The following is a 13,927-nucleotide window of genomic DNA, read 5'->3' as shown; positions in this document are numbered from 1 at the left end:
TGACAATTTTCTAATTTATGAAACCATTTATCTTTTGCTTTATAAGGGACTAATCTGATTGCAACTCCGTTTTAGACCGACAAAACATGTGCTACACATCAGCACAACTGCTAAAGGTTTAACCCTAGAAAAAACTTCGTTTAATATACCAGCATATGCTTCCACTCCTCTTTCTAAACCCTATTTTGCACAAGGTTTAGCATCAGGATTTATAGCACTGCGTTAAGTTTAACCTGTGGGTAATGTAGTTGATGGTCATATTCGAATGCCGGATGTGACCAGATCTCATGCATTGGAATTTTGACATCTAAAGCCAACGGTAACTTTTTTGGATTAAACTGCATTTGACTTAAATCACTGCCCCAGGCAATCAGATCGATATCCAAGCTGATCTGATGTGAGGGACGCACTCGTCCTGAATCCACTTCCATCTGTTTAAGCTGCTGAAGCATTTCTTCAACTGTCATTTCAACCTGTAATAGACATGCTGAATTCCAGTAATTCTCACCAATCCCGTCACGACACGGAATAATATAGATGGGAGAGAATTGAACTTCTCCCCAAGTAGAAATGCATTGTTGTGCAGCTTGAAAATGTTGCTGAGGATGACAATTACTCGCCAGTGCTAAGGCGAATATCGTTTCGGTGGCGTTCAAGACGTATCCCTACAGAATTGGCTTGCGCGATAATGGCAGGCTTACGAATAGTAATCTTAATCGATTCAATTGCTGTAAAGGTAGTAAAAAGTGCGTTTAGCACTAACTTTGCTGCATGTTCAATCAATTCTGGCTGTGCCTGCTGAATTACCTGTGCGGAAATTTCACAGATCTCGGCGTAATTTAGTGTATCTGCCAAGGCATCAGAATTGGATGCCTGTTCCAAATCTGTCTGAATAGCCAAGTCCAGCATTAAAGGCTGAATAATCTGACGTTCCCAGTCAAAACAGCCAATTACTGTTTCAACCTTCAAACCTTCAATGATAATTGCGTCCATATTTCTGCTCAGGAGTTTTAAAATCACTTCAATAATCTCCCTAAGTCCCTCTTTATGAAAGAGGGAATTCTACATCTCGAAGTATTTTTATGAGCGTGTAGCTCCTCCCTTTTTCAAAGGGAGGTTGGGAGGAATTCATCTTTTAGAATTAATGCTTCAACAATAAATTCGGGTCAATTGTCTGAATCATCTGTAAGCGCTGATCCGCATAGATATCGGTATATGGCGCAAGGATACGCATGAAACGGTCGAAATACAGCATTTGCTTGAACAGCAAGGCGAAGTCACGCGGGAAGCGAATGCCATGACGTTCACCAACGGCGACCATATCCATCATGACATCATTAAGGTCACTTGGATTGGAACTTAGCAATTCTTGTGGATCTGCCATAATTACACCACTAAATAAACGCTCAAGATCTGCGGCCAATACTTTCGTGTCAATGGCAACTGCAGTCATGCCCATTTTCAGCATGTTTTCTGCCATCAGATCATAATTGGTATTTTGCAGTGCATCCATAAAGGCCATACATGCTGTCCAGACTTCCGGATTCAGCTGACCGACAATACCAAAATCGATAAAACCAACACGGCCATCTTCGAGTAGCATCAGATTACCGGCATGCAAGTCTGCATGGAAACTTTCACACATCATCAGGCTGCCAAACCAAGTATTCATTGCAGTAATCAGCACCTGAGAAGGATCTTTAGCCACTTTCTTCACTACATCAAAATCGGTCAATGACACGCCATACAAACGCTGCATGGTCAGTACACGACGCGTGGAATACTGATGATAGACTTTTGGTGCTGTCGCTGCATGATTATTGGTGACATTCAGATAATTAACGAAGTCATCCAGATTTTTAGCTTCTTCAATAAAGTCAACTTCACGCACCATACGTGTTTTAATTTCTTCAACGATATCTGCCAAAGATGCAAATTTCACTTTTGGCACGGCTTTTTCAAGCAGCTTGGTTGCCCAATGTAGTACGTTCAGATCCGTATAAAGAATGGTTTCTACACCTGGCTTTTGTACCTTAATCACCACATCTTCGCCAGAAACCAGTTTGGCAGCATGTACTTGTGCAATAGATGCTGAAGCCAATGGCGTTTCCTCGATCGAGGCAAAGATTTCATCCAGATTACGGCCTTCAAACTCAGATGCCAGCACCTGCTGTACATAGCTAAATGGCAGGCTTGGGGTTTGATCTAGACAACCCTGAAATTCCTCGACAAATTCACGAGGAAATAAAGAGGGTGTAGAGGCAATAAACTGCCCTAATTTAATATATGTTGAACCTAAGGATTCAAAGGTTTCACGCATCAGTTTAGCATTACTTGGTTTTTCAGTCGCATACTTGATGCCTGCACGTGCAGCAATGACGGCGGTTTCACCGACACGTGCCACAGAACGCAAACCATCCAGGAAGATATTATTTTTCATAATGTCAGCGTAATTTCAAATTTTCTCGAGTGTAACAAATATTCAGGCTGATCTGTTCTATCTTGCCTGACAAATTAGACAATTCGTATCTTTCTCAAATTTGAGAATACGTTGCTGCATACTCTGACCATCCCATAACAGCAGTTTTTGTCGCAATGGCATTTTTCCAAGCCCCAGATAAAGCAAAGCATGATGTGCTTGCAGACTTGCCATGACATTCGGTGTTGTCGCCAGCACACCAGAATCCGCACAGCGCATGGCTGTATCAGTTTGATCTTCTTGCGGGAACAGGCAGTTATAGCAGGCAGAATCACCTTCCACCATAAACAGTTGGCCTTGTAGACCAATCGCAGAGGCGCTGATCAATGCTACATCAAACTGTCGGCAGGTTTGATTCACCAGATAACGGGTTTCAAATTGATCACATCCATCCAAAACCAAATCTTGGTGCTGAATCAGGACTTGTGCATTATCGATAGATATTGCCTGATTATAATATTCAATTTGCACATACGGATTAATCTGTTGCAAACGTTTCGCTAGCGTTTCTGCTTTATAAAAGCCAACATCTTGTGGGGTAAATGCGAGTTGACGCTGCAGATTACTGATCTCAATCGTGTCCGGATCAATCAGGGTAATTTTTCCCACACCTGCACGGGCAAGCAACTCCGCGAGTGCGCAGCCAATTCCCCCACAGCCAATAATACAAATATCGGAAAATTTTAGTTTTTCCTGTGCTTCGATGTCCCAGCCTTCTAACAGGATTTGACGTGCATACAAATGCATTTCCGCATCGGTGAGTTCGAATTCAGTGTTTAAAGCGTCTACCACTATACCGTCCGTGTTCTTTAAAAGATGAATCTATAATTTCAATCCATCTTGTTGATTTAAAATAATGAATAACATTTAATAAAGCATTCAACAAAAATAACTTAGATAAAATGAAATTTAATTTTTCATTAGATGCTGCCTTGATCATTACTGCTTTAACTGCACTACTTTATCTTGTAGCTCAGGTATTTCTTGCAGGTTATATCAGTATATTTGGCGCCGACATTACTGTACTAAATCTTACCGTTCAAGATAAATTGTATTATGGCTTTTTAAAGAGCCTTGTTCATACACTGTATTTTACTTTGGCTTTATTTGTACTTTTTATTGCTGTACCTTCCATCTTTAATAATTTTGGAGGCAATATATGGTTCCATAAAAAATTATAAAATTTAAGGGTCGCTATTCATACGGATACAAAGCATAGACCAGTGATCCATAACAGCTCTTTTAAATTAGAAAATGAAAGACAATTTAATCGTAAGCTTTTTGCCTCCTACTTTATTCTGGTCTTATTGTTAGGCTCAGTAAAATATTTATCTTATATCGAAACTGAAGCAAAGCAACGTGCTCAAAATGATTTAATGAATTACTCAGAAAAATTAAGAAAAGTTCAACTTAAATCTCAAGAAAATCAGGAAGCCTATAAAATTCTCTGTGGTCAAAATCTTTGTGCCGTTCTTATGGTCAATGGAAAACAAAAATCCCTGCACTATATTGACCCCAAAGATATTGCATTCTTCCTAAATTAGGTTTTATATAGGATCGACAGAATTCTTAATCCGGATCTCCTTTTCTGTTTATTTGCTTCAAAAATTCGGTTGATGCTTTCTTAAAGAATGAGTACTTAAACTAGCTAAAAGTCTCTTTTTGAAAAATATAAAATCAGGTATTTATTTTGAAACACTCAAAAACGTCCATTATTTGTAATTACAATGCAATATCAAAATTAACTAATTAATTTAAATTACAATGAGGTTGCAGAATTTATCATTATTTTTAGACCTTGCTTGCTCCAAATCTCTTATTAGCTTCTATCTAAAAAATTTATCGGATAATTTTTACTGTGCTGTAACTAAAACCTGTTTAATGGTAATTCGTGTAGTGCTCTTCTCAATTTAAGTATGTAAATGTACGAGTTCAGTGAGAGTTACAGCATCCTGCTATAAATATGATTAAGCTGCTTAACGTTATCCAAATTTAACCTTTAACAAGAATATGGAGCAGCATATGACAGAACAATATTCAGAACACAATGACCGTGAAAAATTATGGGAACTCATCAAAGATGTACGTTTCACTATGATCAGCCATCAAGCTGAAACTCAAGAAATTCACTCCCAGCCAATGACTATGCTTAATTCAGAAAAAATGCATGAAAGTCAGAATCTGTATTTCATCATGAAAGACACCAATGATATTGTCCAAGCAATTAATGCAGGTCGTCAGCATCTTGGTTTATCCTTTGCCAAACCATCAGATGATATCTATGTCTCTATCAGTGCTCATGGCGAAATCAGTACCGACCGTATCCTGATTGAAGAATTATGGAACCCTTGGGCAGAAAACTGGTTCGAAGGCAAGGATGATCCGAGTGTACGTGTGCTTATTGCCAAAGCAGTCAGCGCAGAGTACTGGAATGTGAAGGACAATAAAGTTACTCATCTATTGAAAGTCTTAAAAGGCAATATTACTGGCAAGCCTGAAGAGCCAGATACTGATCATGCAAAAGTACAATTATAAAAATTAAAGCAAATTTATTTATTATTTAGCCTCTTATCTAAGAGGCTAAATTTTTACATGTTGAGAATATTTTTTCAGTTTATTAGAAGCTCACATTTCGAAAAAAGTTGAATTCCTTTTAATCCATTACACTTATTTTAGGATCAGCATTAAACGGTAACTTAAGGAATTAATATAGCTTAGACTATTTTGCTGCCATCCGGATTGCTCCATCTAAACGAATGACTTCACCATTCAGATAGTTATTTTCAAGAATATGCCCGACTAATTTTGCATACTCAGATGGCTTAGCTAAACGTGGAGGAAACGGTACCATCTGCCCAAGAGAATCCTGTACATTCTGCGGTAAACCTTTCAGCATCGGTGTTTCCATAATTCCCGGAGCAATCGTCATGACACGAATCGAATTTTTAGCGAGTTCACGTGCCAGTGGTAAAGTCATGGCAACTACTGCCCCTTTAGATGCGGAATAAGCAGCCTGTCCAATCTGTCCATCGAATGCAGCTACAGAGGCGGTATTGATGATCACACCACGTTCCTCTTCGCCCTGTTTTAATTCATATTTCGAAATTAGCTCAGCAGCATAGCGCAGCATATTAAAGGTGCCCGTGACATTGATATTCAGCACACGCTGGAACATCGCCAAGTCATGAAATCCATCACGACCAAGTACTTTAGCAGACGGCGCAATACCGGCGCAGTTTACCAATCCATTGAGTTGCCCATGCGTCTGTTCTAATATCTTAAAAAATTCACTGGCAGCTGTTTCATCAGTCACATCTAATTGCTGGAATTGCGCCTGTTCCCCAAGTTCTTGTGCGAGACTCTGCCCAAGTTCAAGATTCATATCGACCAGTACGACTTGAGCGCCCTGCTCCACCAGATAGCGTGATGTTTCGGCACCGAGTCCTGAAGCTCCACCCGTCACTACAAAGACTTTATTTTGAATATTCATAGCTCATCCATGTCATTTTGAATTTTTCTTAGACTAATCTTTGCCCAAATAGGAAGCAAATCAAACTATGACCGCAGCAGTTTAATTATCAATTAAATATATTCTATTAGACTTAAAAACAATTAATATCAGCTTTTTCTATTTAAGTTTTTAATTTTGCAGAACATCTGGTTTTCAAGCTATATCATCAAATAAAATGAGACTCTACGGTCATCCCAATACCTTTGTATTTATCGTTAATTTAGATTATTTTTCACACAATTTGATGCATCTATTTAGTTGCTCATTCCTCTCCCTACTTAAGGTACTCTTATGTTAAACATGACTGATGTTCTTGGCCAAAACCTGGTTCAAAACTTCTCTAATGCTTTATTTCATTCTGCGGACCTTCTTTCTGAACAGCTCAATCAAGGGATTTTGAACGCATCTGATTCAGCTTTGAAAGATGCAGTGGTGACTTTCCTCAATCGTATTGATGTTCTTGACGCAGCGGCGGCACTTGAAATCTCTGCTGAACGTATTGAAAGCCTGAAACAAGGGATTGCACTGAAAGATGAGCAGTTCATTGCAGACACATTGAAAGTGGTAACCCTATGTCTGGCAATGGAAACCAATACACTGGATCAGGTTGAAGTTTCTGACTGTCTACAAGATTATCCAATGTAAAAATATAAATAAAAAAGCGACCTTGAGGGTCGCTTTTTTATAGAGGTTTATCCTGTGCAGAATCAATGCAATGAGATTTAAAAATATTTGCTTATCAAATCCAGCCATAATCTTGTAGAAATTTCAGCTAAGTCTAGAAAAATCACCTTCATTACAATTAAATTAATTATAAACAATAACTTATTAAAATTCACACCTTTATATTTTATTTGTTGATTTGATTATCTGTTTTTCTTTTTTGTCTGTTTATTCATTTACCGCTATTTATGTCGAAAATTTCCTAAATAAATTAGAGCTCCTCATGAAAAAAACTTTAGCAACAACAAAATTAGGCTTAATTACTATTTCTATCTCTCTAGTGAGCGGGTTGACAGTCGCGGCAATTCCAAGCGAATTAAAACTGGATTATGCTTATTATGCGCCTACCAGCTTGGTGGTTAAGGAGCAAAAACTACTGGAAAAAGCACTGCCTAAAACCAAAATTAAATGGGTATTTAGACAAGGCAGTAATCGCTCGCTTGAATATCTGAACAGTGGTAGTACAGATTTTGCTTCAACCGCAGGTTTAGCGGCAGTACTTAGTCGTGCCAATGGCAGCCCAATTAAAACGGTTTATGTTCAAAGCCAGCCTGAATGGACCGCGCTGGTCATTAACAAAGATTCCAATATCAAATCTCTCAAGGATTTAAAAGGCAAGAAAATTGCTGCCACCAAAGGCACCGATCCATTCCTGTTTACGCTACAGGCTTTAGATACCGTCGGCTTAGGTAAACGTGATGTTGAGCTGGTACACCTGCAACACCCAGATGGAAAAATAGCTTTAGAGCGTAAACAGGTCGATGCTTGGGCGGGTCTTGATCCGTTGATGGCTTCTGCGCAGGTGCAGTCGGGTGCGAAATTGCTGTATCGCAATGTCGGCTTTAACTCATATAGTGTACTCAGTATTAAAGAAAACTTCGCCCAGCAAAGTCCTGAAGCCGTTGATGCAGTCATTAAAGTCTATGAACAGGCGCGTAAATGGGCCAAAGCCAATCCGGATAAGCTGGCTGAACTGTTAGCTCGTGAAGCCAAACTGCCAATTGAAGTGGCGAAATTACAGCTAAGCCGTACCAATCTGGATCAAAACATTCCAACAGCAAAACATATTGCTGCATTACAAAAAGCAGGTTCTATTCTGACTGAAGAAGATTTGGTACGTAAAGGCACCAATGTCAATCAGGTCGTAACTCAGCTCTTTGATAGCAAATATGCGCAAAAGGTTGTTAAGAAGTAATGTCTGCACCAAACACTATCTCCGAACAACTTGTGAAGGCAGATCAACCTAAATCTGTTGCCCTTCCCCGTGGTATTCGTCTGCTGAAAGGGACCACCATTCCGGTGATCCTGATCTTGTTATGTGAAATTCTGGTTCGCAATGGTGTAATTGAGCCTTATTTACTGCCTGCACCCAGCAGTTTATGGCAGTCGCTGACCGAACTGGCTGAAGGTGATCTATGGCAGCATCTCTGGGCAAGTAGCTGGCGTGTCTTTTTAGGCTTTGGCATTGGGAGTGGCTTGGGCTTAGTTTTTGCGATCTTAGTCGGGTTAAATCGTCATGCCGAAGACTTCCTGGAACCAACATTTTCTGCAATCAAATCTATTCCGAGTTTGGCCTGGATTCCACTTTTGTTACTATGGTTAGGCATTGATGAAGGCTCCAAGATTACCTTGATTGCAATTGGTGCCTTCTTCCCTACTTATACCAATACCGTTGCTGCCATTCAGGGCGTGGATCGCAAGCTGATTGAAGTGGCCAGAGTCTACCGGCTGAAATATTGGCAACAGATTCATCAGATTGTGTTACCTGCGGCATCACCGGGAATTCTCACAGGTTTAAGAAACAGCTTAAGCTTGTCCTGGATGTTTATGATTGCAGCAGAACTGATTGCAGCGACTCAAGGAATTGGCTATTTACTCAGTGATGGCCGGGAGACCTCTCGACCGGATATTGTAATTATTGCCATTATTCTACTGGCAGTGTTGGGTAAGATTACTGACAGTATTATGAAGTTGTTTGAACATCGTCTGCTGCGCTGGCGCGATGTCATCAAAAAATCCTGAAACTAAAAAAGCGACCTTGAGGGTCGCTTTTTTATTAAAAATAAGATTTGGGAAATCAATGTGGCCACTGAGCCAAGGTCACTCGGTCATTACCGCCATAATCTTTAACAGTACGCACCTGTTTATAACCAGCCTGGGTAAATAGATGACGGACTGCATCCCCCTGATCATAACCATGTTCAAGCACTACCCAACCATTCACAGTCAGGTGTTTTTTGCCTTGAGCGATGATCTGCTCTAAATCAGCCAAACCGTTATTGTCTGCTACTAAAGCACGTTTTGGTTCAGTCGCCAGATCATGCATATGCTCATCGGCTGCATCAATATACGGTGGATTGGAAACAATCACATCAAAGAACTGACGCCCCAATGGTTTGAACCATGAACCCAATACGAACTGTACCTGCAACAAGTCATGCTGTTCAGCATTAAACTTGGCCACCTCTAAAGTCGGTTCATAAATATCCGTTGCAGTCACAGACCACGCTGGACGTTCCGAAGCCAAGGATAAGGCAATCGCGCCAGTACCTGTCCCCAGATCGACCACACGGGCATCTTCAGGCAAGTCCAGCTTAAGTACAGTTTCAACCAGTACTTCTGTATCGGGACGTGGCACCAACGTGTCTTTGGTGACTTTCAGATCCAGTGTCCAGAACGGTTGTGAACCAGTCACATAAGCCAATGGCTCACCCGCAGCAATGCGCGCCAGACCATCAACATAAGCCTGTTCCTGTTCAGGCGTCAGTTCCTGATCCTTTTTCATAACCAGATCAAAAGAATCAATCTTGGTAATGTGTTCCAGCAACCAGGCATTTTCCTGACGTTCATAGCTCTCTGGTTCACCACGCAAAGCCAGTGCTTGTAAAATATTCATTATCCACCATTCTGCTGTGCGAGCATGGCAAGCTGATCGGCCTGATATTCACGGTGCAGGCTATCTAACAGTTCTGTCAAATCACCTTCCATCACGGCATCCAGTTTATATAAAGTCAGGTTAATACGATGATCAGTCATACGACCCTGTGGATAGTTATAAGTCCGGATACGTTCTGAACGGTCACCCGAACCCACCAGGTCACGGCGCATTTCCGACGTTGCCGCATCTGCAGCTGCACGTTTGGCATTTTCCAGACGTGACACCAGAAGCGCCATCGCTTTAGCCTTGTTCTTATGCTGTGAACGCTCATCCTGACATTCCACCACAGTCCCCGTTGGAATATGGGTAATACGTACCGCAGAATCGGTTTTGTTAATGTGCTGACCACCGGCACCTGATGCACGATAGGTATCAATACGCAAATCTGACGGGTTAATGTCAACTGAAGTATCCACATCAACCTCAGGAAGAATCGCGACTGTACATGCTGAAGTATGTACACGGCCTTGGGATTCTGTTGCTGGGACACGTTGTACACGGTGTGCGCCACTTTCGAATTTCAGACGACCATAGACACCTTCACCATTGACCAGGCAGATCACTTCTTTATAACCGCCGTGTTCACCTTCATTTTCGGACAGGATTTCGATACGCCAGCCCTGACTCTCTGCATATTTACTATACATACGGAACAAGTCACCCGAGAAGATCGCTGCTTCGTCACCACCGGTTCCTGCACGGATTTCCAAATAAGCCGAGTTCGCATCATTCGGATCTTTCGGAATCATCAAAATGTTCAGATCTGCTTCCAGCTGTTCGATCAGGGCTTTATTTTCCTTGATCTCTTCCTGAGCCATTTCTTTAAAGTCAGGATCGCTCAGCATGGCTTGAGCAGTCTCGATATCTTCTTCAGCCTGTTTATATTTGGTCCATACTTCAGTAATTTCGGTCAGATCATTGTGCTCGCGGGAAAGCTGGCGAAAGCGTTTATTATCTGAAATGACTTCCGCATCTGCTAATAAGGCAGTGAGTTCTTCGTGACGGTCGGAGAGCTGGTCTAATCGTAAACGTAACGATTCTTTCATTTTTTAAAGTATCTCAAACTAAGGCTATAGCTAAATAAAGGTCTTAGCACAGCGAAATCAAAAATTGTGCCTAGTTTAACGATTCTCAGGCATAAAGAACATCTTTATTCAGTACAAGCTTTCTGCGGCTAAAGCATCCAGATAATTAACTTCCATACGATTAAAATCAACCTAACGCCTCTTTTTTAATCAATTTAATCCGCATTCTTTACTTATTTTACAAACTCGCAAATAAAGCATCTAAATATGGAGATCTTTCTTCACAATGTAATGACGATTTTTTGTTACATTTTCCGCCATCGATACACAATATAATCCGATCACGGATATGGAGTTCCAGCATGAAACTGAGCGCAGTTTTATTAAGTACCGCTTTAGCCGCAGGGTCAATGATGACCGTTAATGCTCATGCCGACAGCACTGCTCGTGTTGCTGCTGCAAGTGCATTAGGTAGTGTGGCTGGTACAGCTTTGGGTAAAAACATGGGGGGCAACACAGGTGCAACAATTGGTGCAGCTCTTGGCGGTGCTGGTGGTGCAGCTGTAGCAAGTAACAAGAAAAACCGTACTGAGTCTGCCATTGGTGGTGCTTTAGGTGGCGGTGCTGGTTATACCGTAGGTAAAAGCATGGGTGGCTCCAACGGTGGTTACATTGGTTCTGCGTTAGGGGCAGCAGGTGGTGCAGCTTTAGGTAATAAAATTGCCAAAGACAAAACAGCAGACCGTCGAGCTGAAAAACGTGCGAAACATTGGAAAAAACGTTACCGTTAATTCAGCTCTTATAGTGTCTCAATCGCATCTTACATTCGACATAAAAAGCACCTTCGGGTGCTTTTTTAATTACTTCTAAATGAGTCCAACTACTTGTAATACGTGAAAAATATTGTTTAGTAATTATGAATAAATTAAGGAGAGAAAAAACACATTTCGTCTACATACTCTCCATGCTGTTTCGCTCTTGCTAGATTAAATTTAACTCATAGACAAATACAGCCATATATATAAAAGGTGTACTCATGAACTACAAATCTCTAATGATCGCGGTTGTTGCTACCTCAGCTATGGGCATGGGTATGACAGCAGCGAATGCGGGTAATACAACGAATACTGCTCTTGCTTCTGCACTTGGTGGCGTAGTTGGTGCTGCAGTAGGTAATAGAGTTGGTGGTACAACTGGCGCAACAATCGGTTCTGCAATCGGTGGTGGTGCAGGTGCAGCCATTTCAGCGAATAAACGTGACCGTAACGGTGCCATTATCGGTGGCGCACTGGGTGGCGGTGCAGGTTATGCCGTAGGTAAAAATATGGGTGGTAACAATGGTGGCTTGATTGGTGCAGCATTGGGTTCTGCGGGTGGTTCTGCTCTTGGCAAGAAAGTAAGTGAAGACCGTCGTTATGATGACCGTTATGACCGCCGTTATAACTCCTCACGTAATTACCGTTATAACGACTACCGCTATAACAACCGTGGCCGTCGTTAAGCGTTCAATACAAAGCTTAATCTCTTTTACAACCTTCCCTCTTTTAAGCATCTTCGGATGCTTATTTTTTTGCCTATACATTTCGTTTACACTTATATCGTTTTTTTTCGATATACAAATTCGGTTGAACATCGTATGCTCTTAGTCATGTCAAATAAAGAGTAATATTATGCGTACGCTTAACGATACTCAGTTCTCCATTCTTGAACTGGTTCCTGTTCGTGACGATAAAACCATTCAATTCTCCCTGCAACATGCTCTGGAACTGGCACAAACCGCAGAAAAGCTGGGTTACCGCCGCATGTGGTTAGCCGAGCATCATAATATGGATGGTATTGCCAGTTCAGCAACTGCTGTCCTGCTTGGCTATTTACTGGCAAATACTAAAACCTTAACTTTAGGCTCAGGTGGCATCATGTTGCCGAATCATGCACCTTTAGTCGTAGCTGAGCAGTTTGGTACTTTAGCGACTTTATATCCTGAGCGTGTTGAACTTGGTCTGGGACGTGCACCCGGCACCGATCAGATGACCATGCGTGCTTTGCGTCGCGGTCGTCAGGAAACTGAAGATCAGTTCCCTCAAGATGTACTAGAGATTTTGCAGTACTTTAAAGATCCGATTCCGGGCCAACGTATTGTAGCTACTCCGGGTCAAAGTACTCATGTTCCGGTTTGGCTGCTTGGTTCTAGCCTGTTTAGTGCTCAGTTGGCAGCGAAACTTGGTCTGCCGTATTCCTTTGCTTCGCATTTTGCCCCACGTATGCTGGGCCAGGCTATTCAGTTATATCGTGAAAACTTTGAACCGTCTGAATACCTGGATCGTCCTTATGTTTCTATGGGCGTACCGACCTGTGTCGCAGATACGGATGAAGAAGCTCAATATCTGGCAACCAGCGCCTACCAGCGTGTACTTTCCCTGATTCGTGGTCAAAGCCTGAAACTGAAAGCACCTATTGATTCAATGGAAGGACTCTGGTCACCACCTGAAAAAATGTCCGTTGATAATTTCTTTGCCATGGCTCAGGTCGGTTCCAAGGAAACAGTCAAGGCCGGACTGGAAGCACTTTTAGCCAAATATGATGTAGATGAGTTTATTTTTACTTGTGACATCTATGATACTGACAAACGCCTATATAACTTCGATTTGTTAATGCAGGCTAAGCAGGGCTTATAAAATTTCCCTTTCATAAATTTTTTCAAAAAACCGCTGCCAGTCAGCGGTTTCTTTTTAGGAGGTAATCCATTGATTTATTAAATGCAATCTGCATTCAAATAAAAAAACTAACAATTATACGTTCAGGATAAAAACATCAATCATTAGACCTCTTTCATAAATCATTTTTTGCTCAGTTCCAAGTTGTAGATTCCAGCGATTAAATTGAATCTCAAACCAAGCCTTTTACCTCTATTTCGATAACGTTCAGCAAGGATTTTGAAGGTTTTCAGGCTGCCAAATACATGCTCAATTCCGATTCTTCTTTTATTGATTTCTTGATTATAGATTTTCAATTCAGGATCCAATTTACAGTGTCTTTTGGCTTTTAATGGCAACAGGCTATTCGGATACAACACATAAATCCCCTGATAGCCTTTATCTGCAAGGATAAAAGCCCCAAAAGGAATCTGGTTTAAATTACGTTTGAACAACTCGAAATCATGCACTGCACCGCGACTGGTACATAAACTCAGAATTTGCTGAGTTTTGTAGTGAATCATGGCCTGTACTTTAAAGGTATGGGTCTTTTTCTTG

16 protein-coding genes are annotated in these 13,927 nt (G+C 41.3%); 8 read left to right on the top strand and 8 right to left on the bottom strand.

Going from position 1 to position 13,927, the window contains the following annotated elements; translation table 11 throughout:
* Positions 1-209: 209 nt before the first annotated feature.
* From ACTJIX_RS10720 to ACTJIX_RS10705, 4 genes are all read right to left on the bottom strand, one after another.
* Positions 210-656 carry a 2-amino-4-hydroxy-6-hydroxymethyldihydropteridine diphosphokinase gene (locus tag ACTJIX_RS10720; protein ID WP_004892965.1) on the bottom strand — a complete coding sequence of 149 codons (447 nt, stop codon included), beginning with the start codon at positions 654-656 and terminating at the stop codon, positions 210-212.
* On the bottom strand, positions 613-993 hold the full coding sequence (gene folB / locus ACTJIX_RS10715) for a dihydroneopterin aldolase (protein WP_004892964.1): 381 nt from the start codon (positions 991-993) through the stop codon (positions 613-615). The genes ACTJIX_RS10720 and folB overlap by 44 nt, the downstream gene beginning before the upstream one ends.
* 148 nt (positions 994-1,141) lie before the next feature.
* Positions 1,142-2,440, bottom strand: coding sequence for an ABC1 kinase family protein (locus tag ACTJIX_RS10710; RefSeq protein ID WP_004892962.1), 1,299 nt, complete (start codon positions 2,438-2,440; stop codon positions 1,142-1,144).
* Positions 2,441-2,497: 57 nt separating this feature from the next.
* Positions 2,498-3,226, bottom strand: coding sequence for a HesA/MoeB/ThiF family protein (locus tag ACTJIX_RS10705; protein WP_171058611.1), 729 nt, complete (start codon positions 3,224-3,226; stop codon positions 2,498-2,500).
* Positions 3,227-3,702: 476 nt separating this feature from the next.
* On the opposite strand from ACTJIX_RS10705, the gene ACTJIX_RS10700 reads away from it, so the two are divergent.
* Both ACTJIX_RS10700 and ACTJIX_RS10695 read left to right on the top strand, forming a co-directional pair.
* Complete coding sequence (locus ACTJIX_RS10700) at positions 3,703-4,023, top strand: hypothetical protein (protein ID WP_004892952.1); 321 nt, start codon at positions 3,703-3,705, stop codon at positions 4,021-4,023.
* A gap of 478 nt (positions 4,024-4,501) precedes the next feature.
* Positions 4,502-5,014, top strand: coding sequence for a pyridoxamine 5'-phosphate oxidase family protein (locus tag ACTJIX_RS10695; protein WP_004815728.1), 513 nt, complete (start codon positions 4,502-4,504; stop codon positions 5,012-5,014).
* 184 nt (positions 5,015-5,198) lie between these two features.
* Here ACTJIX_RS10695 and ACTJIX_RS10690 read toward each other — a convergent pair whose 3' ends face one another.
* Positions 5,199-5,969, bottom strand: coding sequence for a 3-hydroxyacyl-CoA dehydrogenase (locus ACTJIX_RS10690; protein ID WP_004892951.1), 771 nt, complete (start codon positions 5,967-5,969; stop codon positions 5,199-5,201).
* A 312-nt stretch (positions 5,970-6,281) separates the two neighbouring features.
* On the opposite strand from ACTJIX_RS10690, the gene ACTJIX_RS10685 reads away from it, so the two are divergent.
* The 3 genes from ACTJIX_RS10685 to ACTJIX_RS10675 all read left to right on the top strand — a co-directional run bounded on the left by ACTJIX_RS10685 (position 6,282) and on the right by ACTJIX_RS10675 (position 8,735).
* A complete protein-coding gene (locus ACTJIX_RS10685) occupies positions 6,282-6,635 on the top strand; it encodes a hypothetical protein (RefSeq protein ID WP_004815725.1) in 354 nt (117 codons plus the stop codon).
* Between the two features lie 301 nt (positions 6,636-6,936).
* Positions 6,937-7,908, top strand: coding sequence for an aliphatic sulfonate ABC transporter substrate-binding protein (locus ACTJIX_RS10680; protein ID WP_440611444.1), 972 nt, complete (start codon positions 6,937-6,939; stop codon positions 7,906-7,908).
* Complete coding sequence (locus tag ACTJIX_RS10675; protein ID WP_004892943.1) at positions 7,908-8,735, top strand: ABC transporter permease; 828 nt, start codon at positions 7,908-7,910, stop codon at positions 8,733-8,735. Before ACTJIX_RS10680 ends, ACTJIX_RS10675 begins: the two co-directional genes overlap by 1 nt.
* Before the next feature lie 55 nt (positions 8,736-8,790).
* On the opposite strand, the gene prmC is transcribed toward ACTJIX_RS10675, so the two are convergent.
* Together prmC and prfA are read right to left on the bottom strand one after the other, a co-directional pair.
* Positions 8,791-9,609, bottom strand: a complete 819-nt coding sequence (gene prmC, locus ACTJIX_RS10670; protein WP_004892942.1) for a peptide chain release factor N(5)-glutamine methyltransferase — start codon at positions 9,607-9,609, stop codon at positions 8,791-8,793.
* Entirely contained in the window at positions 9,609-10,697 is a 1,089-nt protein-coding gene (gene prfA, locus ACTJIX_RS10665) for a peptide chain release factor 1 (RefSeq protein ID WP_004815719.1), read from the bottom strand. Before prfA ends, prmC begins: the two co-directional genes overlap by 1 nt.
* A 341-nt stretch (positions 10,698-11,038) precedes the next feature.
* On the opposite strand from prfA, the gene ACTJIX_RS10660 reads away from it, so the two are divergent.
* The 3 genes from ACTJIX_RS10660 (at position 11,039) to ACTJIX_RS10650 (ending at position 13,351) form a co-directional block, all read left to right on the top strand.
* Positions 11,039-11,467 carry a glycine zipper domain-containing protein gene (locus ACTJIX_RS10660; protein WP_004892936.1) on the top strand — a complete coding sequence of 143 codons (429 nt, stop codon included), beginning with the start codon at positions 11,039-11,041 and terminating at the stop codon, positions 11,465-11,467.
* 245 nt (positions 11,468-11,712) lie between these two features.
* Positions 11,713-12,177, top strand: coding sequence for a hypothetical protein (locus ACTJIX_RS10655; protein ID WP_004815715.1), 465 nt, complete (start codon positions 11,713-11,715; stop codon positions 12,175-12,177).
* A gap of 169 nt (positions 12,178-12,346) precedes the next feature.
* Positions 12,347-13,351 carry an LLM class flavin-dependent oxidoreductase gene (locus ACTJIX_RS10650; RefSeq protein WP_071320049.1) on the top strand — a complete coding sequence of 335 codons (1,005 nt, stop codon included), beginning with the start codon at positions 12,347-12,349 and terminating at the stop codon, positions 13,349-13,351.
* 161 nt (positions 13,352-13,512) lie between these two features.
* Here ACTJIX_RS10650 and ACTJIX_RS10645 read toward each other — a convergent pair.
* Positions 13,513-13,927 (bottom strand): transposase (locus tag ACTJIX_RS10645; protein WP_440611443.1); only part of this gene is annotated, 415 nt, incomplete at its 5' end.

This window comes from Acinetobacter sp. 22323 (genome assembly GCF_052044895.1).
GTDB classification, from domain to species: Bacteria; Pseudomonadota; Gammaproteobacteria; order Pseudomonadales; family Moraxellaceae; genus Acinetobacter; species Acinetobacter schindleri.
This window is presented reverse-complemented; position numbering and strand designations above follow the sequence as displayed.